This is a genomic window from Hippea alviniae EP5-r (genome assembly GCF_000420385.1).
In the GTDB taxonomy this organism is placed as follows: domain Bacteria; phylum Campylobacterota_A; class Desulfurellia; order Desulfurellales; family Hippeaceae; genus Hippea; species Hippea alviniae.
This window is the reverse complement of sequence record NZ_ATUV01000001.1, coordinates 1,146,167-1,168,437: the sequence shown is the minus strand read 5'-3', so window position 1 is coordinate 1,168,437 and position 22,271 is coordinate 1,146,167. Positions and strand designations below refer to the sequence as shown.

Below are 22,271 nucleotides of genomic sequence, written 5' to 3'. Positions count from 1 at the left end.
TTCATTTTCTTTGTTTACCGTTTGCTCATATACCACTTATTTATTTGGTTGTCAAGGTTAATTATCATTTGTCAACGCAGTTTATTTAGAAATGATCTATGTTTTATAAATTTTAAAGAGGACTTATATTTTTCCTTACAAACAAAAGATAACAATATTTAATAATATTTCCCTATGAAAAAGAAAGAAGTTTTAAAATCAATCATAGTAGAGTTTCACTCCTGGAATTTGCCATCAGTTATTGAGAGAAACATAAAACTACCTGTGGATTCTAATAAGATTGTATCTGTTATAGGCTCAAGGAGAGCTGGAAAGACTTACCTGCTTTTTAGAACAATAAGTGAGCTGATAAGTGATGGAATAGACAAAAGAAGATGTGTTTACATCAATTTTGAAGATGAGAGAATGGATTTAACAAAGGAAGATTTAAATCTATTGCTTCAGGCATACTCAGAGCTATATCCTGATATAGATTTAAAGGATATATATCTTTTCTTCGATGAGATTCAAAATGTAAACGGTTGGGAGAGATTTGTAAGAAGGGTATACGAAACTATAACAAAGAACATCTTTATAACCGGCTCAAATTCCAAACTGCTTGGTGATGAGATTGCAACATCCCTAAGGGGAAGAACTTTAACATACGAAGTCAGCCCTTTAACATTTGAAGAGTTTTTAAGGTTTAAAGACTTCAAGTTTGATTTTAATGTGGATATATACGATACAAACAAAAAAGCAAAATTAATCAAGCTATTCAACGAGTTTCTTGTATACGGCGGTTTTCCAGAGATTCCGTTAATGAGAAAAGAGCTAAAACTTCTTGCTCTGCAGGAGTATTTTAATGTTATGATATATAGGGATATAGTGGAAAGATATAGCATAAAAGAGCCTTTTGTCTTGAAATACTTCATAAAAAGGGTTGCAGAAAACATAACAAGCAGCTTTTCTACAAATAAGATTTACAATGAGCTTAAGTCTCAAGGCATAAAGGTAAGCAAAAATACTTTGTATAACTATCTGTATTATATGGAGACTTCATTTTTGATAGGACTCGTTAAGAAACATCATCACTCTGTTTTAAAATCTGAGCTTTCAGAGAAGAAAGTTTACTTTGTGGATAATGGCCTTTTGAATGCCATACGCTCATTTGGTGAGACCAGCCGTGGAGCATTGCTTGAAAACTTAATCTGGCATGAGCTTAAAACAAAATATAACAGTATAAAATTCTTTAAAGGCAAAAGAGAGTGTGATTTTGTTGTTGATGAAAGAATGGCCATTCAGGTCTGCTATGAGTTCTCATCAGAAGCAACAAGAAAAAGGGAAATTGAAGGGCTTATAGAGTGTTGTAAATACTTTAATCTTAAAGAAGGGTTTATTGTAACCTTTGATGATGAAGAAGAGATTGTTGAAGAAGGTGTGAGAATCAAGGTTATTCCGGCTTATAGGTTTGTGAATCTTGTAGGTTGATATAGTTATAATAGCTCTGTGTCTTCGTGAGAGTAGGGTGGCGAACAGATGCAGAGTATTTTTAGTTCTTCTTGTGAATTATTCTTGATTTTGTGTGGTGTTTTTGGCGGAATAAGTATAGAATCGCCTTTTTTGACTTCAAAGGTTTTATCTCCAAGCTGCATGACGCCTTTGCCTTCTGTTATGTGGTAAATCTCTTCTGAAGTTTTGTGAATATGTAAAAAAGTCTCTTCGTTCGGTTTTACTATGGCTTCCGCAAGACTTATATTTTTTACTTTCATATGATTGGGATGTATCAATTCCCTTATGATTGAGCCATCCTTTGTTGTGTATGGTTTTACATTTTCATAAGAGACACGATTCTTTTTATTCATATTCATACCTTAAAATATCAACAGGAAGGAATTTAGTCAACCTGTTTTGAACATAAGTTTAAAAAGTTGACTCATGAGAAAAAAGTATTATTATCTTCTGCATGGAAGAGAAAAATCTGCAAAAAGCAAAAGAGTTCTGGCTCATAGCATCTACACTTCTGAACATTGTAATGGCCGTTGGAAAACTGTGCGTAGGTGTCTTTACGAATACTCCTGTTATTATAGCAGATGGAATTCATAGCGTATCAGATGTTATTGTTTCTTCTCTTATTTATGCTTCGGTTAAGCTTTCGGGCAGGAAGAGTAAAAGATTCCCTTTGGGTATGCATAAGCTTGAAGATTTAGCTGCCCTTTTTGGTGGTTTAGCTATATTTTATGTGGGTTATGAAATTGTTGAATCTGTTATATTTCATTCGAATCCGTTTGTTAAAGTTAATATTTATATAACTATTCCATTTTTGGTTGCTGTTTTAATTGCTCAGGTGGTTTTTATCTATTTTGAGTTAAGGTCTGCAAAGAAACTAAATTCTCCTGGTGTCAATGCTGATGTTATGGAGTGGATAGGCGATGCAGGAACAACGGTTGTGGCAATAATCGGTATTGTTATGAGTTATTTTAAGGTTCCCTATGCTCAACAGGTTGCAGTTGTGATTATTGTCCTTGCAATTTACAAAGAGGCCTTTGAGATAGTGAAGGATGCTGTTTTAACCTTGCTTGATGCTTCCGTTGATGTGGAACTTATAGAAAAAGCTAAGAAAATTATTGTCTCTCATCCGAAAGTTGAAAGCGTAGATTTTGTTTTTATAAGGAAAGCCGGCAGCATCTATGTTGCCGATATAACGATAAAAATCGATGAGAAAAACATGAGTAGAGCCCATGACCTTGTTGAAGAAATAGAGAATGATTTGAAAAGAGAGATAGAAAACCTACAGTTTATAACCATTCATTACGAACCGGCAAAAAAGTCGACAATAAAGACCGCATTTCTGCTCGATGAAAACGGAAATATAGCAGAGAGACTAAGAGATGTTGCCAGAATAAGAATAGAAGAAAAATCTGTTGAAGGTGAGTTGTTGTCTGTTATTGAATATGAAAATCCTTTCTATGAAGAGAGAAGAGGTCATTCCATACGATTGATATCCTGGCTTATTAAGAAGGGCGTTGATGAGATTGTTTTTTCTCCTGTTGGGCAGAATAGAGACAGAGTTGAGTTGTTTGAAAGTTTAGGAATAAGGGTAAGAGAGTCTATTTGATTTTTAAAGGCAATCCGCTAACCATAAAATACACAGCATCAGACATAGCTGCTATCTGCTGATTTAAATTTCCCAAAAGATTTACGAAGTGTCGAGACAGCTTATCTGCAGGCAGAAGCCCCATTCCCACTTCGTTGCTTACAAAGATAAGCTCAAACTTTACGAAATTTTTTAATAGTTTTAAAAGCTCTTCTATCTGGTCTAATTTGTCGTAATACAGAAGGTTGTTAACCCAGATATTCAGACAGTCTATTATACAAACTTGAGCATTTTGAATGTTTGAGATGGCTTTGGCAAGATAGATTGGCTCTTCTATTGTTGTAAATTCTCCCTTACGCTCTAATTTGTGCTTTTCTATCTTTGCTTTCATCTCGTCATCTATCGGTTCTGCTGTTGCTATGAAGAATTTATCTTTTTTGTTTTCTGTGAGTTTTAAGGCAAACCTGCTTTTGCCAGATTTTACACCGCCTGTTATCAGAGTAATCATCTGCTTTCCTTTCGTTGACTTTATTTAATTTAAATTGTATAACAAAATTCAACAAAAGAAAAGGTGAAGTGAGATGAGAAGAGTTAAAGATTTCTTGATTTGCCTGTTGATTGTTGCAATTGCAACTGTGTCTTTTGCAGCACCAAAAAATAGACACTTTAAGTTCACTCCAACTATTGATGTGTATAAAGTTGAAGTTAAAGATAAGATAGAAGTAAATCCCATATTCCCTGCAAGGCTTAAAAGTGTCGATAGTTGTGTTGTAAGGGCTAAAGTGGACGGAACGATAGTTAAAAGGCTCTTTAGGGAAGGTAGCTTCGTTAAAAAGGGTGAAGTGCTGTTTGTTATAGACCCTGCTTTATACAAGGCTAAGGTTGATTCGTTATTTGCTCAGCTGAAGCTTGCAAAAGCCAAACTTGAGAATGCAAAGTCTAATTATCTTAGGATAGAGAAGTCTTTTAAAGAGAATCTTGTTAGTGCTCAGAAAAGAGATGATGCCTTCTTCGGATATCAACAGGCAAAGGCAAATGTTGAAGTTGTAAAAGCTCAGCTTGAAGATGCGAAGATAAGGCTATCATACACAAAGGTTAAAGCTCCTATCAGTGGATATGTTAGAGAGAAGCTTATAGATGTTGGCAACTATGTGAAGGTTGGTGATGCGTTGGTAGAAATTGATAAGATTAAGCCCATATATGCGGAGTTTTCTATACCCGATGAGCAGTTTTTGAAATACAGAGATGATATTAAAAATGGCATAAGGGTTTATCTTTTGCCTAAAGGAAAAATCGTGGGTAAGCTCTGTTTTGTTGATAAGGTTATTGACCCTGATACATCAACAGTTAAGGCTAAGGCTATCTTCGATAATAATGATTTAAAGCTTATGCCTAATCAGTTTGTAAGGGTTATGCTTGGAGATGTCTATTATAGAGAAGTCGCCAAGATTCCGCAGAGTGTCGTTATACAGACAGAGCATTTTCCTATGGTTTATCTTATTAAAGATAATGTTGTTATACCAAAACCCATAAAGATAGTCGCTCAAAAGGATGGTTTTTTTATAGTAAAGGGTCTAAAAAGTAGTGATTTAGTTGCTTATGACAATCTTATGAAGATAAGACCCAAGATGAAGATAAAAATAGGGAAGATTGTAAATAGATGATATCAAAGTTCTTTATCAACAGACCAAGATTTGCCACTGTAATAGCTTTAATTATCGTTATTGCTGGAATTTTGGCTATATACAACCTGCCCGTTGAAGAGTATCCAAAACTTACACCGCCGCGCGTTACGGTTAGTGCCTATTATCCCGGAGCTGATGCACAGACAATTCTAAAAACCGTTGCAGCACCATTGGAAGAAGCAATCAACGGTGTTAAAAATATGCTTTACATACAATCGACGGCTTCTTATGGTTCTTTGTCAATTAGTGTTTATTTTAAGGTTGGAACAGACCCAGAGATAGCCAAAATAGATGTATCAAATAGGGTTCAGAATGTTCTAAGTAAGCTACCTGAGAAGGTTAGGCGGTTGGGCATAGAAGTAAGAGAGCGTTCTCCTGATATACTCAAAGTCTATGCCTTTTGCAGTAATGGTAATAGGGATATAGTGAATTTGACAAACTATCTCAATATCAATGTGCTTGATGCACTAAAAAGGGTTAAGGGTGTTGGTGATGCAATAATCTTTGGAAGCAAACTTTATTCCATAAGGGTCTGGTTATACCCGGATAAACTTGCAAAATACTCTCTGACACCGCAGGATATTTATAAAGCCATAGAGTCTCAAAACGAAGAGTTTTCAGCAGGTAGCATAGCCAACCAGCCGACATCGGATAAGTATGCCTTTACATACATTGTTCAGGGTAGTGGAAGATTGAAGAGTGTAAAACAGTTTGAGAATATCATTCTTAAAAGCTTGAAGGATGGAGCTGTTTTAAGGCTTAAAGATGTGGCAAAGATTGAGCTTGGAGCCGAAAGCTATGCCGTTGATTCATTTTATAACTCAAAACCCGCCGTTCCAGTAGCTATATTTGCTTCGCCCGGTGCTAATGCACTTGCCGTCTCAAAGGCTGTTGATGAAGAGATGAAAAGACTTTCAAAGGATTTTCCTAAGGATATCGTGTATTACACGGCTTACGACCCAACGAAGTTTATTAAGGCTTCAATAAATGAAGTTATACATACGCTCATTGTGGCGTTGATTCTTGTTATTGTTGTTGTCTATCTATTTTTGGGTAATCTAAGGGCGACAATAATTCCTGTTCTTGCTATACCCGTCTCGATTGTTGGAACATTTGCAGGATTTTATCTGTTCGGTTTTTCTATCAATTTGCTTACTCTGTTTGGCTTGGTTTTGGCGATTGGTCTTGTCGTTGATGATGCGATAATCGTTATAGAGAACATAGAAAGGGTTATTCGGGAAAAGAATTTGCCCATCAAAGAAGCGGCTATTGAAGCTATGAATGAGATTACAGCACCAATTATAGCTATTGTGCTTGTGCTTTCTGCTGTTTTTATTCCTGCTGCTTTTATCGGCGGTTTTTCTGGTAAGATGTTTCAGCAGTTTGCCATTACACTTTCCATATCGATGTTTTTGTCGGGTATTGTTGCCCTTACGCTTACACCTGCTTTGTGTGTTGTATTCTTGAAGGGTGAGATAAAACCATCAAAGGTTATAGCTTGGTTTCAGCGCTTCTTTGACTGGCTTACTGGTAAGTTTACAAAGACAGTTAGGTTTATGCTCAAGATAGCTCTGATAAACCTTGTATTCTATGCTGGCGTTATTGCTGTGATATTCTTCATATGGCGACAGCTTCCAACAGCTCTTGTTCCGCCTGAAGATAAGGGTTATCTGTTTGTTATGACATATATGATGCCCGGGACGAATCTAAAAAGAACAGAGACAACGGTTGCAAAAATAGATAAATCTTTAATGAAAAAGCCGTATGTGGAAAGCGAACTGTCAATTGTTGGGCTTGACTTTGCCAGTTTTGGCATTCAGCCCAATGCTGCCATAACATTTGTCAAGCTTACAGATTGGAGTAAAAGAAAGGGTTTTAAATTAAGCACAATATACTTGGCTCATATGCTTATGTTTCAATATATGCAAAACAGAGATGCGATGGTGTTTATATTCAACCCACCGCCGATAATGGGAATGAGCATAACAGGTGGGTTTGAAGGGTATATACAAAACAGGAATGGCGACCCGTTGGAGAAGTTTTCAAGCAGCGTGGAGAAGTTTATAAGGGAAGCAAATAGAGACCCTGTTTTGATGGGTGTTAGAACGACGCTGCAGGCCAACACTCCGTCATTTAAGATAACCGTTGACAGAAGAAAAGCTTACGCTTTGGGTGTTTCTGTTGATGATGTTTATAATACTCTCTCTATGATTTTTGGTAAAACCTATGTGAACGACATAAACCTTTATGGTAGGACATTTCATGTAAATATCGAAGGGCTTGAAGGGTTTAGGGTTTCTCCTTCGGATTACGATTATGTTTATATCAGGTCAAAAAATGGTTATCTTGTGCCTGTAAGTAGTTTAATAAAGATAGAAAGAACAACAACGGCAACGACGCTTCAAAGGTTCAATCTGTTTGAGTCTGCGAAGATTATGGGTCAGCCGAAGCCGGGTTTTACGACAGGTGATGCAATGAGCGAAATCCAGAAGCTTGCAAAAAAATACTTACCAGAAGGATATACGCTGCAGTGGTCTGGAAGTTCGCTTGAAGAGAAGATTGCACAGAAAAAAGGCAATATAGCGTATCTGTTCTCTCTTGTTTTTGTGTTTTTGATTTTGGTTGCGCTTTATGAGAGTTGGCTTTCTCCTATTGCTATTCTGCTTACCGTTCCATTTGGCATTCTCGGTGCGGTTTTGGGTCTCTTTTTACTCCACCTTGAAAACGATATATACATGCAGGTTGGAATTATTACGCTTATAGGACTTGCAGCCAAAAACGCCATTCTGATTGTCGAGTTTGCAGAAGAGAGAAGAAAAAGAATGAATCTTGTTGATGCCACTATAGAAGCATCAAGGATAAGGTTTAGGCCTATTATTATGACTTCTGTTGCCTTCATTGCAGGTTCATTTTCTTTGATTGTAAGCAGCGGCGCAGGTGCTATGGCACGGCATATCATAGGTATAACGGTTGTGTCTGGCATGATTGTTGCAACTATAATTGGTGTTCTGTTTATACCAACGCTTTACTATCTGATAATGAGACTTAAGGGTATAAAATGAAAAGGCTTATTGTTTTTGTTTTGGCTGTTTTTTTGTATAGCTGTTCTATTAAGACGGCATCTGTTAAACCAAACTTACAGCTTCCAAAAGCCCAAAAAGGAGATACTTTTATAGATGCCAACTGGTGGGAAAAGTTCAATGATAAAAGATTGGTCTATTTTGTAAATAAGGCTTTAAAAAACAACTCAGACCTTTTGATAGCGTTTGAAAAGATAAAACAGCTTAAGGCAGAATACGGTATATCAAAGGCAAACATGCTTCCTTCCGTAGATGCTTCTGCATCAATGGGAAGGGCTCAGAAATCAAAAAGACTGTATCCTTACGCAAAGCCAACAGACGATTATAACCTAAAAGGCAGCATAACATTTGAGCCAGACCTGTTTGGAAAGCTAAACAGTGCAAGAAAGTCTCAATTGTATAAGTTGCTTGCTCAAAAGGAGTATGCAAAGGAGATAAAACTCAATCTTATTAGTCAGGTTGCTGAGACTTACTTTGATTTGTGTTCAACAGGCATGAGTCTTAAGCTTTATGAGAAGATGTTGAGTAATACTCGTAAGATTCTTGATTTGACAAGAAAAAAATACGAGATAGGCCTTGCTTCAGTTGACGATGTGAAAAATGCTCAGATAACTCTTTTAAAGCTCAAGACCACGATAGATTCGCTTAAAGAGAAGTTTAAACAGGATAGAGCCACGCTTGAGTTTCTAATTGGCAGCCAGCCTAAGGATATCTTCTCATCAAAGACATTCTCTTGCACTCTTCCAGAGCCTATTGAAATACCGTCGTTTATGCCTTCAGAAGTCATTAAAAAAAGGCCTGATATTCAAGTTGCTTTGAATAATCTTAAAGCTTCAGAGTTTAATCTTAGCTCTCAGAAGGCAAAACTTCTGCCTTCGTTTAATCTAACCGTTGAAGGTGGGTATGAGAGTAATAAGTTTAGAGAGTGGGTTATGCCAAATACAAGGCTTTGGGATATATTTTTGAATGCCCTTATGCCTATTTTCGAGTTTGGCAGAATAGAAAATCAGATAAAACAGGCTGATTCTTTGAGAAAGCAGGCTCTTTTGAACTATGTAAAAACAGTTAAAAACGCATTTAGAGAGATATATGTTGACCTAAGCAGTATCTCAACACTTAAATCAAAACTAAACAGTGCGACTGTTTCAAAAAATGATGCATGCTCGATTTATGAAAACAGCAAGAAGAGATACGAGAACGGCTTGGAAGATATTGTCTCTCTTTTGAAAAGTAAGAATTTGTGCATAGAGCATTCTATTGGGCTTTTAAACGCAAAGAGCGATTATTTAAAAGCCGAAGTTGAGCTTTATAAGGCTCTTGGTGGTGGTTGGTGAGACGGGTTTTTGTCAACAGGAAGGGCTTTGAGAAACTCAAAAAAAGGCAAACCTGGATTTACAATCTTGAGATAGAAAGAGAAGAAGATACAAAACCGGGCGAAATAGTTCGGCTGTTTTATAAAGATAAACCTTTGGCTTTTGCATTTTTTAATCCAAAAAGCAAAATAAGAGCAAGGGTTATAAGTTTTGAAGCTGATTTTGATATAGATGTTTATCTTGAGCATGCAATAGACAGAGCAGTTAAAAGAAGAGAAGGACTAAAAGAGATAACGGACTCATTGAGACTGTTTCATTCGGATGCTGATGGATTAAGTGGACTTGTTGTTGATATGTACGGCGACAATCTTGTCTGTTCTTTTGATACAGCTGGTGTTGATAGGTTAAAGGGCAGGATTGTTGATATCTTAAAGAGAGTGCTCAATCCTAAGGGCATATTTGAGAAATCGAATAACATAAGAGAGAAAGAAGGGTTAAAGGTTGAAGATGCCCTGTTGTTTGGAGATGTTGACGATGAGTTTATCGTTGTTGAAAACGGCTTTAGGTTTATTACTAACTTGAAAAAAGGGCAAAAGACGGGTTTTTATCTTGACCAGAGAAAGAACAGAAGCATTGTAGGAAGTCTAAAAGTAGAGCGTGTTCTTGATATGTTTGCAAGTTCTGGCGGCTTTGGTGTCTATTCTAAAGCTAAGTTTGTGAAGTTTGTTGAAATATCCAAAGAGAATTGCAAGCTTATAGAGAAAAACGCAGAGATGAATGGACTTAGAAATTATGAGATTGTAAATTACGATGCTTTTGATTTTTTAAAAGATGAGAAAGAAGATTACGATTTGATAATTATTGATCCGCCTGCTTTTGCAAAGAATAGAAACTCGGTAAAAGGAGCCATGAAGGGCTATAAGTATTTGATAGCAAACGGTATTGATAGATTAAAAAGTGGCGGTTATCTTGCCGTTTTTAGCTGCTCTTTTGCTGTTGGATTCAAGGAGCTTTTGGATTTGTGTTTGAGTGTTTCTTCTGAGAAGTCCACTGAGCTTGAAGTTGTCGAGTTTTTAAAACAGGATATAGATCATCCCTATCTTGTTAACATACCGACTTCTCTTTATCTTACAGGTTTGCTTGTGAGAAAATTTGATATTGTGCAATAGTCAGTTGCTTAGTCTTCAAACTGTCGTTTGATGTATTTGCTAAAATTTATTTTTTGCTTGACAGTTTGCAAAAATTATTATACTAACTGGTTAGTTGGAGTTTTGAATGAGTAAGAGAGAGCTAATTATCAAGACGGCCAGAAGGCTATTTGCCACTAAAGGATACGATGGAACATGTGTTGACGAGATAGCATCTAAGGCACATGTCAACAAAGCGACTATATATTACTATTTTAAGGGGAAGGAAGAGCTGTATCAAGCGTCAGTTGAGGATTCCATACTTAGAGTTTTAAAAGATTTAGAAAATGGTATAAGAGATTCTAAAGACCCTGAAAACTCAATAAAAACCTATATAAATTCGTTTTATAGACATGCTAAAAACGACGAATCTTTTTTAAGGATTCTAATGAGGGAAGTTGCATCTGGCGGTGAGCATTTGTCTGATAATTTAATAGGTGTTTTTGTCGATATATTGAAAATTCTTGAGAGTATTTTGGAAGATGGTTTTAAAAGTGGAGTTTTTAAAAAAGTTGACACAAAAATGGTTCATTTTTCTGTAATAGGAGCCATTAGTTTTTATATCTGTTCTGCCGATATGAGGATGAACTTTAAGAATGAAGTAAGTAGATTACCTTCTTTTCTCAGTGATAGGGATAGAGATATCAATGAATTGTGTGAATTAATTTTGAGGGGATTGAGAAAGTGAAAAAATTAAAAGTAGTTTTGTTGTGCGGTTTATTTTTTGGAGTTTTTTCTTCTTATGCTTATTCCATTAACATACAGGTTTTATTTAACGCTTTAAAGAGACAACCTATAAGTAGAATTAACTCTTTAATGGTTAAACAGGCAAATATAGGATATAAAAGAGCCACTGACAATTTTTATCCTTCGATATACGGTATTGCAGGATGGGAGCATTACAACTCGCCAACGAGTTTAAGACCAATGACGCCAACGGAGAGTTCTGAGATTGCCCACAGTTCTGGTTCTTATCCATTTAGCAAGAATATAACCCAGATAGGCGTTGAAGTTAAGTTTCCTATACTAATGTTTCCTTTGTTTGAGATTTCTAAGAAGGCTTTAGAAATGAAGAAGAGTGCTGCTGAGAGAAAGAAGCTTGAGTTTATAAGAAATGAAGCAAGTATCGTGGTTTTAAATGCCAAATTGGAGTATTTAGAGAATCTAAAGAAAGCTTTAGACGCTGAAAAAGAGAGACTAAAAAAACAACTTAAGATACTAAATGTTGCAGTAAAAAACGGAAGAGCAGCACCAGTTTCCGTTTTAAAGATAGAATCTGCCATAAGCTCAATAAGAATAAAGGTAAATAGCATTGAAACTTCTAAAAATCAGGTTTTGTCAGCTATATACACATTGACGGGAATAAAACTCACAGAACCTGTAAAAATGCAACTCGTTAAAAAACCTAAAGGTGGTGAATTTTTACCAATCAAACCACTTCAATATCAGCTTGAAGCCAAAAGGTATGCCATTAGAGCTAAGGAGTCTGAACTTTTACCGAAGGTTTATCTTTCAGGTAAGGTGTTTAGAAAGTTCGGAAGAAGCTATAATACAAACGACCCAGTTGTTAGAAATTACGGAAGCATAGGTGTATTTGTAAGTATTCCTATATTTGATAAACCTTTATATACCGATATAGAGATGGCAAAGTCGGACTATTTGAAAACGAAGTTCGAATTAGAACAGGTATCGTTAGAACTTGCAAGCAAAAGTAAGGAACTTAAGAAAAATCTTACTATTCTAAACAGCTCTATAAAACTTGCATATAAGGATGTTAAAGATAAAAAGAGGATGCTTAATTACGCTGAAGTTGCCTTTAGAATCGGAAGAATGACAGAAGAAGATTATCTTAAGTATGTTAGCGATTTTTTGAATGCTAAGGCCAATTTATATGAATTGAAAATGAGAAGATGGGAGATAATATCTGAACTTGCAGTTATCTTTGGAAATGATTTGAAGGAGTTGGTCAAATGAGAAGATTTGTCGTAATAACGGTTGTTGTTTTGCTTGTTGTGTCGTTGGCATTTCTTGTTAGATTAAGAAAAAAGGAGCTTGAGAGTTTAAAGCCGCCAAAGATTTATCCTGTCGTTGTTAAAACGATAACACCCAAGAAGAGCAGTTTCTATTTAACATTAACGGGTTTAGGCATTATTCAAAGCTCTGCCAATGTGAATATAACGACGAATTTGGCAGGAAGAGTGCTTTATGTTAAAAATTTAGGCGATAGGGTGAAAAAGGGAGATATTGTTGCAAAAATAGATGCAACATCTGTTAAATCTAAATTAAACTCTGCATATTCTAAGCTTAAATCATTGAAGTCAAAACTTAACTCTGCTGAAATTAGTCTAAAGAACGCAATTCTAAGCCACAACAGAAGCAGGCAGCTTTTGAAGGTTAAAGGTGTCTCAATTGAGCAGTATCAAAAGGAAGAAAGTCAAATAGCATTACTTAAATCGAACATAGCATCAATAAAATCTGAGATTAAGGGTGTGAGAAATAGCATTAGAGAGCTTAAAAATCTTTTAAGTTATGCTGTTTTAAAATCCCCAATTGATGGTGTTATAAGTAAGAAGTTTTTAAATGTTGGTGATATGGTTCTGCCATCAAGACCTATCGTTGAAGTCAGTTCCAATAAAGGCAAATATCTTATGGTCATGCTTCCTTCGGATATAAAGCCAAAAGGTGTTATTTTTGACGGCAAGTTTTATGAATTATTTGCTTTAAATAGCACATTCAACGGGCTTGATGAGTATAAAGCCAATATTGATACAAACCTTGCCGCAGGTTCAAAAGTCAAGGTATCAGTCGTGGTGTTTAAAGGCAAAGCTGTAAAATTGCCTTTTGATGCTGTTTTAAATGATAATGGCAAGAATATTGTATTTATCTTTAAAAATGACAGAGCTATACCTAAGCCTGTGCACATTTTAGCAAGCGGAGAAGAAGGTTTAGCAGTAAGTGATACTTCTATCGTTGGGAAGCAGCTTATAGTGGCAAAACCCGATATTTTTGTAAGACTTCTTGGTGGCGTTAAAGTTGTGAAGGAGTAAGAGCATGTTTGAATATTTTTACAAAAGACCCTATCTGCTGTTTAGTATAATTGCTTTGTTTTTTGTTTTGGGTATTATAGGGTATAAAGAGTTGCCCAAGAATCTGTTTCCTGATGCAGAAAGACCGCAGGTTGTTATAGTTACTAAAATTCCTGGTGCAACAGCTCAAACAGCTGCAAGTATGGTTTCAAAACCAATAGAAGAAGAAGTGTCAAAAATAAGTTATGTAAGGCAGATAAGCAGTATAAATGCTGCGAACTTTTCTATTGTTAAGGTTGTTTTTGAGTATAAAAAAGGTTTGAGAGGGGCATTAGTTGATGTATCCAACGCCATAGCAAGGGTTAGGTCTAAATTGCCGGCAAACGCAAATCCTTCTGTTTACTCTGTAGGAAGTTTTACTGCACCTGTTGATGTTATTTCTTTAAGCCCGAAAGACAGTCGTATAACGCTTGCTGACATAAGGAAGATAGCAGATAACTTTATAAAACCTTATCTGTTGAGCTTTAAAGAGATAGGTAATGTTGAAGTGTTTGGTGGTTATAAGAGTGCCATAATTATAGAGATAGACCCATACAAAATAGCAAAATACAATCTTTCTCTCGATAAAGTTATGGGTGTTATTGCTTCTTTGAATAGGGATGCGCCTATAGGCTTTCTAAAAAGTAAAAACGACTTTCTTACTTTGACATATTATGGGGAGATAGACAATGTCAATAGGCTAAAGAACCTTATGATTGCTCCAAATGTCTATCTCAAAGATATTGCTAAAGTTAAGTGGGGATACGAAAAACGCTTCAGTGGGTATATGGGTAATGGAGAGCCTGCAATAGCTTTGGTAATTCAAAGGGCTCCCGGTGGAAATGTTCTTGCAACAAGTGATGCTGCAAGGAAAGCTATGAAGTATTTAGAAAAGGAGTATCCCAATATAAAATTTCAGATATCAGATACGCAAAGAAATCTTATAGAGACATCAAATTTGAATATGATTGAAGCTTTAAGAGATGCTATTATCTTCACGCTTTTCGTTCTTTTAATTTTTCTTGGCAATTTAAGGGCTATTATTGCTGCAGGTTTATCGATTCCTATGGTGTTTTTCACTACTTTGGCTGTTATATGGCTTTCAGGAGGCGAGCTCAACATTATCATCTATACGGCAATTATCTTGGCTTTGGGAATGCTCACAGACGATGCCGTTGTTGTTTTGGAAAACATAGAGAGACATTTGACGGAATTAAAGGAAGATTTGGATACGGCAATAAAAAACGGCACGAAAGAAGTCGTTGCTCCTGTGTTTGCAGGAACACTTGCAACAATTACGGTTCTGTTTCCTATGATGTTTGTTGGAGATTATCCACAAAGGATATTTAGGCCGCTCGTTTCAACGCTTATCATAGCCTTAATTGTTTCCTATTTTCTTTCTATAACCTTTATTCCTAAGCTCTCCTATTATCTTTATAGAAAGGGAACGGGAAAAACAAAGTTTGAGAGATTTTTTGAGAAGATTTATCAACACACATTTGCAAGGCTCATAAATCCATATCTAAACATACTAAAGTTTTCCAATAATGGCAAAAGGGTTTTGAGAAGGGTTGCTATAGTTTTGGGTGTTATGGTTGTTCTTGCTGTTAGCATAAGGGTTGTTATGCCACTTGTCGGAAGGGATATAATGCCGCCTATGGATACGGGAATAATTAAAATACATGTGAAATTTAGCCCTAACGATACGGTTTCTGTTGCTGAAAACAGGTTGAAACCGTTTCTTGAGTGGTTAAATAAACAGAAATATGTTGAGATGAGCTCTGCGGCTTTTGGTTCTGAGCCGGGCGTTTTGTCCTTAGGAAGTGGGGATTTGGGTAGTGAAGCGTCTATTACGGTTATCTGTGTTGATAGGTTTCACAGAAAAAAGAATATATGGCAGATTGAAGGTATAATAAGGGATAAACTTAACACTATAGAAGGCATAGAAAGTGCCGATGTTTACGATTACGGAGCAACACCTTTATCAACAATAAAAGCACCTTTGGATATTAGGGTTCAAAGCCCTACATATTACGGTTTAAATACTGAAGCTTTAAAGATTGAAAAAGAGATAAAAAGTGTAAAGGGTTTGACATCTGTTAGTCTAAGCTGGCAGAAGAATTTTGAAGAAGTCGTTTTGAAGATAGATACACAGAAGGCTTTGACTTATGGTCTTACGCCTTTTGCCATAATATCGCAGATACCTACTGGCGGAAAAATAATATCACTGAGTGGGGATTTCTCATCGATGAATAGTCAGCCCGTAAGGATTTATCTTGAAGGTAAGTTCAACGAAAACCTACAATCTTTAAAACTCTTGCCTATTAAAACGCCTTCTGGATATTACATTCCACTTTATGAAGTTGCAAAATTTAAAAGAGTGTTCACTCAAGCCAAACTGGAAAGGGAGAATTTGCTTTACAGTATTGATGTGAACGCCTTTAGGAATAGAAAACCTATCAGTATCCTTACAGATGAGAGCAACAGAATCTTGAAAAACATGGATATAAAGAACTTCATCGTGTCTCAACAGGGAAGCATAAAGCAGTTAAACGACAGCTTTAAAAGAATGGTTAAGGCCATTCTAATAGGTGTTATAGCGCTTATTATGGTACTTATTGCGGTTTATCGGTCAGTTAGAATGGCTCTTGTGATGATTATTGTTTTACCACTTTCAATGATAGGAGCAAGTTGGGCATTGGTTATATTTCATAAACCTTCTTGCATGCCATCGCTAATGGGTCTTCTGCTTCTATTTGGTATTATCATAAAGAATTCCGTTCTGCTTATTGATTTTTATCAGCATTACAGAAAAAAAGAGTCTCCTTTTGAGAGTGCCATTGAAAGTGTTAAAGTTAGGTTTAGGCCTGTTATGATGACGGCATTTGGAACTATTGCAGGTATGATACCTATAGCTCTTCAAAGGGCTGTTGGATTGGAAAGACTTTCGCCGTTGGCAGATGTTGCTGTAGGTGGTTTAATTGTTGGAACATTTTTAACTCTTGCCTATGTCCCAATGTTTGCGTATATTTTTGACTCTAAAAAGAGAAAGGATGTCAATTAAATGAGCTTAAGAAGACTTACGTCGTTGGTTATGCTGTTTTCATTTATAATTATGTCTTTTAGCGGGATTGTTTTATTTCTCGTTCCATGGGGTGATATTGCAGATTGGATAAACTGGAGATTTTTGGGACTTAACAAGCTTCAATACGAGAAGCTTCATGTGGCATTTATGGTTGTGTTTGTGGCTTTTGGGATTATTCACATCTATCTTAATTGGAAGTCTATTTTGAATTATTTGAAGAATAAGAAGGGTAAAATATCTTTTAAAAAGAGTGAGCTTATCGTGAGTTTGGGTATTATAACTCTATTTTTTATTGGCAGCATATACACATTTCAGCCATTTAAGTCGTATTTTGACTTTGAAGTTCGTATAAAGAGCATATGGTTGAAGGGCATGGAATCTCAGCCGCCTTATAGTCATGCAGAAGAGTCGAGCTTAAAAGTGTTGTGTAAAAAGACTTCCATAGATTTAACTAAGGCCTTGGAAGCACTCAAAAAAGAAGGTATAAGAGTTGACTCAATAGATGAGAGTCTAAAAGAGATAGCCTTACATAATAACACGACACCTGCAGAAATACATGCTATAATAAAACCGTTTAAAGAAGGCTCTAATAAGGGGGCTAAGCAGTGAGTCTAAGAAGATTTACTTCTCTAATTATGTTGTTTTCTTTTATAGTTATGTCATTTACTGGAATCGTGCTGTTTTTTGTTCCGCAGGGGAAAGTTGCTTATTGGACTGGTTGGAAGTTTTTAGGGCTTACCAAAACTCAGTATAGCGATATTCATGTCTCTTTTATGGTTTTGTTTCTGATATTTGGTGTTATTCATGTTTATCTAAATTGGAATGCCATTGTTAATTATCTAAAAAACAAAGCAAGGAAGATAAGCTTTACAAGACTTGAGTTTTTGCTTAGCTTGATTGTTTCTGTTGTTTTCTTTCTTGGTGGTTTGTATCATTTTCAACCTTTTAAATCTTATTTTGACTTTGAGACCTATCTGAAGGATAGTTGGATAAAGAGTCCAGATTATCAACCACCTTACGGTCATGCAGAAGAATCAAGTCTTAGAGTTTTTTGCAAAAGGGTGTCAATAGATTTAAATGAAGCCATGAAGATTCTTAGCGAGAAAGGAATAAGGGTTGAGTCGGCAGATGAGAGTTTAAAAGAGATAGCAAAGAAAAATAATACAACACCTATGAACATATACATTGCGATAAAGGCGCTAAAGAAGAGTGATGAACCAACTATATCTTTCGGAATTGGTAAAAAGACAATAAAAGAGCTTGCTTCGGAAGGTGTTATAAAGTTTGGAAAAGTAAAAGCATATTTAAAGGAGAAGGGAGTCGAGATTAACCCTGATGATACGCTTAAAAGTGTAGCTGAAAAGCTTGATACCACACCCAAAGAATTATTGGATAGGCTAAAAGAGATATCAAAATAGCTATTTTATTTTTCAAATGCCTTCTCATACAGCCGGTTGTTTCCCTTTATTTTATCGCTTAAAGGGTCAAAGAATAGAATCTCTTTCTGGCTCATGGAGCTTACAACCTTAACAAACTTTTTGTCTTCTTTGTCTTTTAGAAGATAGAATCCGTTTTCTGCTATCGTCTTTGCTATCTGTTTAAATATATCTATTTCTTCGTTTTCCATTTCCATTATAAATATGTGTTTTATTTCACTAAAAGCCAGATTTACTTGCTCTTTTAAATACTCTTCAATTGAATCAAGCTTATTTTTATCCCTTAAAAACTTTTGCAGTCTGTATATGCTTCCACCGAGATAATCCCAGATTAGGTTTTGTTTATCTTTTGGTATTTTGTGGTAGTCTAAATATTCAAACACTGTATCTTTATCGAGATGGTCGATTTTGTAAAATGTGCTTGTCTCTTTCAGTTTTGCTTCGTTGTAAATCCTGTTTATAAAGATTGTGTTTGAAGAAAGGATTACAACATGAGACAGATGCGTCTCTTTTGTCAATCTTACACAGAAGTTTAAAAACTCTTTTAGGAGCTCTCTTTCTCCATTGATGTAAATCTCTTCCAATGTCTGAATCTCATCAATAATGAGAATGGGTTTTTTATTTTCTTTCTTTACCTTTTTATAAAGTTCATCTATTAGAGCATCAAATAAATCCTTTTTTCTCTCTTTTACCTGTTTTAAGACTTCTGCTTTAAGTGTGATTACTGCAATAGACACTCCTGCAGATATACTTTTTTGAACTTCATAATCTTCTTCTGACTTAATGAAAGACTCAAAGAATGTCCCGTAGCTTGATATGAGTTTCCCTCTTAAGTTTACATACCTAACCCAATAGTTATCTCTTGGCTTCAGATTCTCAAAATCTTCAAACAGCTCCTTTTCAACAACATACTCAATGAGTGTTGTTTTGCCACAGGATTTGGGTCCATAAAGCCAGAGAATTTCATCTGGCACTTCATTGAATCGCTCAAGCAGAAACTTTATTTCTTTATCTCTATCAATGAATTCTTTATTTCTGAAGGTTCTGATGAACACTTAATGCTCCTTTTATGGGGTTTATTTACATGCTATAACATCCAAAGCAACACTTGCTCCTTTTGGCATAGCTGCTTGAACGACTAAGGAGCGAGCGGGTTTATGTGTGAAGTATTCTGCGTATATCTCGTTTATCGTTGCAAAATCGTTTAAGTCAGTTATGTAAAGGGTTGCCTTTACAACATTTTCGAGATTAAAGTCAGCCTGCTGAAGAATGTTTTTTACATTCTCTATAACCTGTTTTGTCTGATTTTTTATATCACTGTCTATCTGGCCGTTTTCTGGGTTTATGGGAAGTTGCATAGAGACAAAACAAAAATTGCCTTCGACTACTGCCTGAGAGTATGGGCCTAAGGCTTTCGGTGCTTTGTCCGTATGGATGGCTTTCATGTTTTTTGCCTCCTAATTTGAGAGTTTTATCTTGAGCTCTTCTTGTATGTCCCTAAAAGAGTTTGCATTTTGAATAATCTCGCTTATCGATAATTTATTTGGGTTTTCTATGGTTAGTTTTATTTTACCGTTGTCTGTTTTTACAAAGTTTATTATTGCATCTTTAAAATCTCTAAACTCTGAATTTGACAGTTTATTTTCAAGTTCATTTATAATTTGCTCTTTTGTCTGATTATCTTTGCTTTTTATATAGTTAAATAATCTTTCTTTGAGTCCGCTATCTTTTATCTCAAAAGCTATTTTTATAGGTTTTATTTTTCCCAACTCCCCGAAAAATTCAAGTACAGCCAAGGGATTTTGGTTTTTGTTGTTATTTAATTCATCTGCAATTTTTTTTAGTTTGTAGAAGTTTATGTTTTCGAACTTTAGGGAGTATTCAAACGAAAAGTTATTTTTCCAATCTATTTTGTATTTTTTTACTTTAAATGTTTTCTTATTTTTGTTTGCTTCGATTTTTCCTTCTATCTCGATAGGGTTGTCTATTTTTATTACATCCGTCAGGATTTCATTTACCTGCTTACTGTTGTTCTGTAAATCTTTAAAGAAATTTTTGTTGAACTTTATATCTTCAACTGAGAACTCGTACTTTATTTTACCCTTTCTGTCTTTATATTCAAACTCGCCATTTTTTGCCGTTAAGATGGTTTTTCCTATGAGTTGAGTGGGTCCGTTTATGTTCATATTTATTAAGGTTGCATTTTTGAACTCCGCTTCATAATCGTTATTTAGGTTTCCTTTGAGTACAACTTCTTTGACTTTTACTTTTCCTGTTATGTTGCCCTTATTTTCGACTTCAAATTCTATACCTTTAAGCTGAATGCTTTTTGAGAATAAATTGGCTTTTAGATTTTTGTAATAAAAATTTTTTATTGTGTTGTTATTCTTTGTTAAATTTTCTATCTGCTCTTTTGCTTTTTTTTCAAAAGATGCGTTCAAATAAAGATATACACCAACGGATACGATGATTAGAAGTGCGGCAGCTGCTATGCTTATTAATAGACTTTTTTTCATCTTTTCCTCCTTGTTTTTAAGATTGTAAGAAATTTATTCAACTATATCAAATTTTTCTGTTTTTTGGGTTTCTTTATAATGCCAAAGAGCGTTGGGCTTAGAATGCATGTTATTGCAGCAAGGATGATAATAGCTGAGTTTACTTCTCTGTCAATTATACCCAGTTTCAAACCTATAATGCTTGCAGCAATAATCAAGCTTAACCTTCCGCTTAAAAGTATGCCACCTGCTATTGTGTCTTTTAAAGAGAATCTTATCTTTAGTGGCAGTGATGCTAAAATTTTTATCAGAATGCCACCAATTACGATTGTTAATAAGAACTCTAAGCCAATCTTTGTATCAAAAGGTAAGGTAGCTTTTGCTCCTTGATAGATAAAGAAAAACGGAATGAAGAATCCATACCCGAGCGCATCGAGTTTTATTCTTAAGACTTTTGTTTCTCTTGAGTTTAGGTTTGAGATAATCAATCCTGCTATGAAACTTCCCAATATTACTTCAATGCCAAACTTTTCTGCAAGAAACATAAACAGAAAGAGCAGGGCAAACGCACCGCGAATTCCAAACTGAATATGTGATTTATGTTTGAGCATAGAGACAGACTCGTGTATAGCTTTATGCTGTGGAGCTCTTTTTAAGAATCGAATAATAAGGAACGCTATGCCGAAGATAGAAAATAGAAGCAGTATCTCTGCAATTGGCTCACCTTTTTCTTTATAGAATGAGAAGATAGATATTGCCGTAAGCGTTAAAAAGTCGGCTAAAAAGGCGGCATACAGAAGCGTCTGTTTATATGCGAGTTTAAGGTCGCTTCTCGATTTTAATGTTGGAAAGACTATTGCCACAGAAGTTGTGGAGAATATAAGGGTTAGGTATAAAACACTGTTTGCGCAATCAAATTGTGATATTAAAAATTTTGAGAAGAACCATGAGAATACGGCTGTTAGTATTAAAATTAGTGCCGCTATAAATATTGGAGAGTTAAAAAAACTTTTGCCTGAGAATTTTTTGAAGTTTAAATCACTCTCAAGTCCGCCTAAAAACATTAAAAACGCAAGCCCAAAGGTTGACAAAAACTCCATAGTTTCGCCATTTGTTGTTATGAGTTTTAGTCCGCTGTTTCCTATAATAAAACCTGCAAATATCTCGAAGGCAACAGAAGGTATTGCACCACCAAGTAGTCTTGTTGATGCTATTGGAATGAGAAAGCTTAATATAACGATTAAGGCGATTGAATCTATCATAACAGTTTTGGTAAAAGCTTGTTTAAAATCCTTGCCGTTGCTCCCCAGATGATTTCACCTTCATATTCAACAAGTGGTGTTTCCCTGATTTTTCCGTTATAGTTGAGTTTTCCTTTTTTGATAGGATAGTGCTCGATGAGAAAGTTTAAGGGAACAAAGAGTAGTTTCTCGACTTCGTCCGGATTGATTTTGTATGGTGGTTGTCTGTTTACTATGCCGACAAATGGATAGATAAGGTAATCCGTCGTTAATGTTTTTGTCGGCTCGATGTTGCCAATTATCTCTATGTCGTTTTCACATATACCAATCTCTTCACATGTTTCTCTGATTGCAGTATGTAGAAGGGTTTTGTCGTTCGGCTCTTTTATGCCACCCGGAAAGCTTATTTGACCTGCATGTTTTCTCAAGCTTTTGGCTTTTTTCTCAAAAATCAGAAACCACTCGCCATTTTTTGGTAAAAAAGGTATAATTACAGCCGATATGCGGGATTGGTTGGAGATTTCTTCTGATATGTTTAAAGAGAAGATGGACTTTAGCCACTTTTTATTTCTAAACATGCTTAATTTTATCAAAATAATTAGAAAAATTGA

Annotated in this window: 19 protein-coding genes; 12 read left to right on the top strand and 7 right to left on the bottom strand. The window is 35.5% G+C overall.

The genetic code is table 11. From position 1 onward, the window contains the following. Nucleotides 1–174 precede the first annotated feature (174 nt). Nucleotides 175–1,467, top strand: coding sequence for an ATP-binding protein (locus G415_RS0106005; protein WP_022670725.1), 1,293 nt, complete (start codon nt 175–177; stop codon nt 1,465–1,467). Between the two features lie 5 nt (nt 1,468–1,472). On the opposite strand, the gene G415_RS0106000 is transcribed toward G415_RS0106005, so the two are convergent. Next, complete coding sequence (locus G415_RS0106000; protein ID WP_026939617.1) at nt 1,473–1,847, bottom strand: cupin domain-containing protein; 375 nt, start codon at nt 1,845–1,847, stop codon at nt 1,473–1,475. 95 nt (nt 1,848–1,942) lie between these two features. On the opposite strand from G415_RS0106000, the gene G415_RS0105995 reads away from it, so the two are divergent. After that, nucleotides 1,943–3,094 carry a cation diffusion facilitator family transporter gene (locus G415_RS0105995; RefSeq protein WP_022670722.1) on the top strand — a complete coding sequence of 384 codons (1,152 nt, stop codon included), beginning with the start codon at nt 1,943–1,945 and terminating at the stop codon, nt 3,092–3,094. On the opposite strand, the gene cobU is transcribed toward G415_RS0105995, so the two are convergent. Continuing rightward, entirely contained in the window at nt 3,087–3,581 is a 495-nt protein-coding gene (cobU, locus tag G415_RS0105990; protein ID WP_022670721.1) for a bifunctional adenosylcobinamide kinase/adenosylcobinamide-phosphate guanylyltransferase, read from the bottom strand. The two genes, G415_RS0105995 and cobU, sit on opposite strands and share 8 nt — an antisense overlap. Before the next feature lie 73 nt (nt 3,582–3,654). Here cobU and G415_RS0105985 point away from each other — a divergent pair, with 73 nt between their 5' ends. From G415_RS0105985 to G415_RS0105940, 10 genes are all read left to right on the top strand, one after another. After that, a complete protein-coding gene (locus G415_RS0105985; protein ID WP_022670719.1) occupies nt 3,655–4,737 on the top strand; it encodes an efflux RND transporter periplasmic adaptor subunit in 1,083 nt (360 codons plus the stop codon). After that, nucleotides 4,734–7,820: an efflux RND transporter permease subunit gene (locus G415_RS0105980; RefSeq protein WP_022670718.1), complete on the top strand. Its 3,087-nt coding sequence runs from the start codon at nt 4,734–4,736 to the stop codon at nt 7,818–7,820. The genes G415_RS0105985 and G415_RS0105980 overlap by 4 nt, the downstream gene beginning before the upstream one ends. Continuing rightward, nucleotides 7,817–9,172 carry a TolC family protein gene (locus G415_RS0105975; protein ID WP_022670717.1) on the top strand — a complete coding sequence of 452 codons (1,356 nt, stop codon included), beginning with the start codon at nt 7,817–7,819 and terminating at the stop codon, nt 9,170–9,172. Before G415_RS0105980 ends, G415_RS0105975 begins: the two co-directional genes overlap by 4 nt. Further along, on the top strand, nt 9,169–10,320 hold the full coding sequence (locus tag G415_RS0105970) for a class I SAM-dependent rRNA methyltransferase (RefSeq protein WP_022670716.1): 1,152 nt from the start codon (nt 9,169–9,171) through the stop codon (nt 10,318–10,320). Before G415_RS0105975 ends, G415_RS0105970 begins: the two co-directional genes overlap by 4 nt. Nucleotides 10,321–10,426: 106 nt before the next feature. Further along, nucleotides 10,427–11,026, top strand: a complete 600-nt coding sequence (locus G415_RS10755; RefSeq protein ID WP_022670714.1) for a TetR/AcrR family transcriptional regulator — start codon at nt 10,427–10,429, stop codon at nt 11,024–11,026. Next, nucleotides 11,023–12,312 (top strand): TolC family protein, encoded by a 1,290-nt coding sequence (locus tag G415_RS0105960; RefSeq protein ID WP_022670713.1) that lies wholly within the window; start codon nt 11,023–11,025, stop codon nt 12,310–12,312. The genes G415_RS10755 and G415_RS0105960 overlap by 4 nt, the downstream gene beginning before the upstream one ends. Beyond that, on the top strand, nt 12,309–13,385 hold the full coding sequence (locus tag G415_RS0105955; protein WP_022670712.1) for an efflux RND transporter periplasmic adaptor subunit: 1,077 nt from the start codon (nt 12,309–12,311) through the stop codon (nt 13,383–13,385). The genes G415_RS0105960 and G415_RS0105955 overlap by 4 nt, the downstream gene beginning before the upstream one ends. A 4-nt stretch (nt 13,386–13,389) precedes the next feature. Then, on the top strand, nt 13,390–16,467 hold the full coding sequence (locus tag G415_RS0105950) for an efflux RND transporter permease subunit (protein WP_022670711.1): 3,078 nt from the start codon (nt 13,390–13,392) through the stop codon (nt 16,465–16,467). Next, nucleotides 16,468–17,097 carry a DUF4405 domain-containing protein gene (locus tag G415_RS10025; RefSeq protein ID WP_022670709.1) on the top strand — a complete coding sequence of 210 codons (630 nt, stop codon included), beginning with the start codon at nt 16,468–16,470 and terminating at the stop codon, nt 17,095–17,097. Next, complete coding sequence (locus G415_RS0105940) at nt 17,094–17,906, top strand: DUF4405 domain-containing protein (protein WP_022670708.1); 813 nt, start codon at nt 17,094–17,096, stop codon at nt 17,904–17,906. Before G415_RS10025 ends, G415_RS0105940 begins: the two co-directional genes overlap by 4 nt. A gap of 5 nt (nt 17,907–17,911) precedes the next feature. Here G415_RS0105940 and G415_RS0105935 read toward each other — a convergent pair whose 3' ends face one another. The 5 genes from G415_RS0105935 to G415_RS10020 are packed head-to-tail and all read right to left on the bottom strand — an operon-like array spanning nt 17,912 to nt 22,238. Further along, nucleotides 17,912–18,979 carry an ATP-binding protein gene (locus G415_RS0105935; RefSeq protein WP_022670707.1) on the bottom strand — a complete coding sequence of 356 codons (1,068 nt, stop codon included), beginning with the start codon at nt 18,977–18,979 and terminating at the stop codon, nt 17,912–17,914. A 21-nt stretch (nt 18,980–19,000) separates the two neighbouring features. After that, nucleotides 19,001–19,369, bottom strand: a complete 369-nt coding sequence (locus tag G415_RS0105930; protein WP_022670705.1) for a Rid family detoxifying hydrolase — start codon at nt 19,367–19,369, stop codon at nt 19,001–19,003. A gap of 12 nt (nt 19,370–19,381) precedes the next feature. Further along, entirely contained in the window at nt 19,382–20,440 is a 1,059-nt protein-coding gene (locus G415_RS0105925; RefSeq protein WP_022670704.1) for a hypothetical protein, read from the bottom strand. Nucleotides 20,441–20,481: 41 nt separating this feature from the next. After that, nucleotides 20,482–21,681, bottom strand: coding sequence for a cation:proton antiporter (locus tag G415_RS0105920; protein WP_022670703.1), 1,200 nt, complete (start codon nt 21,679–21,681; stop codon nt 20,482–20,484). Continuing rightward, on the bottom strand, nt 21,678–22,238 hold the full coding sequence (locus tag G415_RS10020) for an NUDIX hydrolase (RefSeq protein ID WP_022670701.1): 561 nt from the start codon (nt 22,236–22,238) through the stop codon (nt 21,678–21,680). The genes G415_RS0105920 and G415_RS10020 overlap by 4 nt, the downstream gene beginning before the upstream one ends. Between the last annotated feature and the right edge of the window lie 33 nt (nt 22,239–22,271).

Bases quoted from the DNA above. Each gene is read 5' to 3' on its own strand.
- G415_RS0106005 (WP_022670725.1), top strand. From the start codon at position 175: ATGAAAAAGAAAGAAGTTTTAAAATCAATCATAGTAGAGTTTCACTCC.
- G415_RS0106000 (WP_026939617.1), bottom strand. From the start codon at position 1,847: ATGAATATGAATAAAAAGAATCGTGTCTCTTATGAAAATGTAAAACCA.
- G415_RS0105995 (WP_022670722.1), top strand. From the start codon at position 1,943: ATGGAAGAGAAAAATCTGCAAAAAGCAAAAGAGTTCTGGCTCATAGCA.
- cobU (WP_022670721.1), bottom strand. From the start codon at position 3,581: ATGATTACTCTGATAACAGGCGGTGTAAAATCTGGCAAAAGCAGGTTT.
- G415_RS0105985 (WP_022670719.1), top strand. From the start codon at position 3,655: ATGAGAAGAGTTAAAGATTTCTTGATTTGCCTGTTGATTGTTGCAATT.
- G415_RS0105980 (WP_022670718.1), top strand. From the start codon at position 4,734: ATGATATCAAAGTTCTTTATCAACAGACCAAGATTTGCCACTGTAATA.
- G415_RS0105975 (WP_022670717.1), top strand. From the start codon at position 7,817: ATGAAAAGGCTTATTGTTTTTGTTTTGGCTGTTTTTTTGTATAGCTGT.
- G415_RS10755 (WP_022670714.1), top strand. From the start codon at position 10,427: ATGAGTAAGAGAGAGCTAATTATCAAGACGGCCAGAAGGCTATTTGCC.
- G415_RS0105955 (WP_022670712.1), top strand. From the start codon at position 12,309: ATGAGAAGATTTGTCGTAATAACGGTTGTTGTTTTGCTTGTTGTGTCG.
- G415_RS0105950 (WP_022670711.1), top strand. From the start codon at position 13,390: ATGTTTGAATATTTTTACAAAAGACCCTATCTGCTGTTTAGTATAATT.
- G415_RS10025 (WP_022670709.1), top strand. From the start codon at position 16,468: ATGAGCTTAAGAAGACTTACGTCGTTGGTTATGCTGTTTTCATTTATA.
- G415_RS0105930 (WP_022670705.1), bottom strand. From the start codon at position 19,369: ATGAAAGCCATCCATACGGACAAAGCACCGAAAGCCTTAGGCCCATAC.
- G415_RS0105925 (WP_022670704.1), bottom strand. From the start codon at position 20,440: ATGAAAAAAAGTCTATTAATAAGCATAGCAGCTGCCGCACTTCTAATC.
- G415_RS0105920 (WP_022670703.1), bottom strand. From the start codon at position 21,681: ATGATAGATTCAATCGCCTTAATCGTTATATTAAGCTTTCTCATTCCA.
- G415_RS10020 (WP_022670701.1), bottom strand. From the start codon at position 22,238: ATGTTTAGAAATAAAAAGTGGCTAAAGTCCATCTTCTCTTTAAACATA.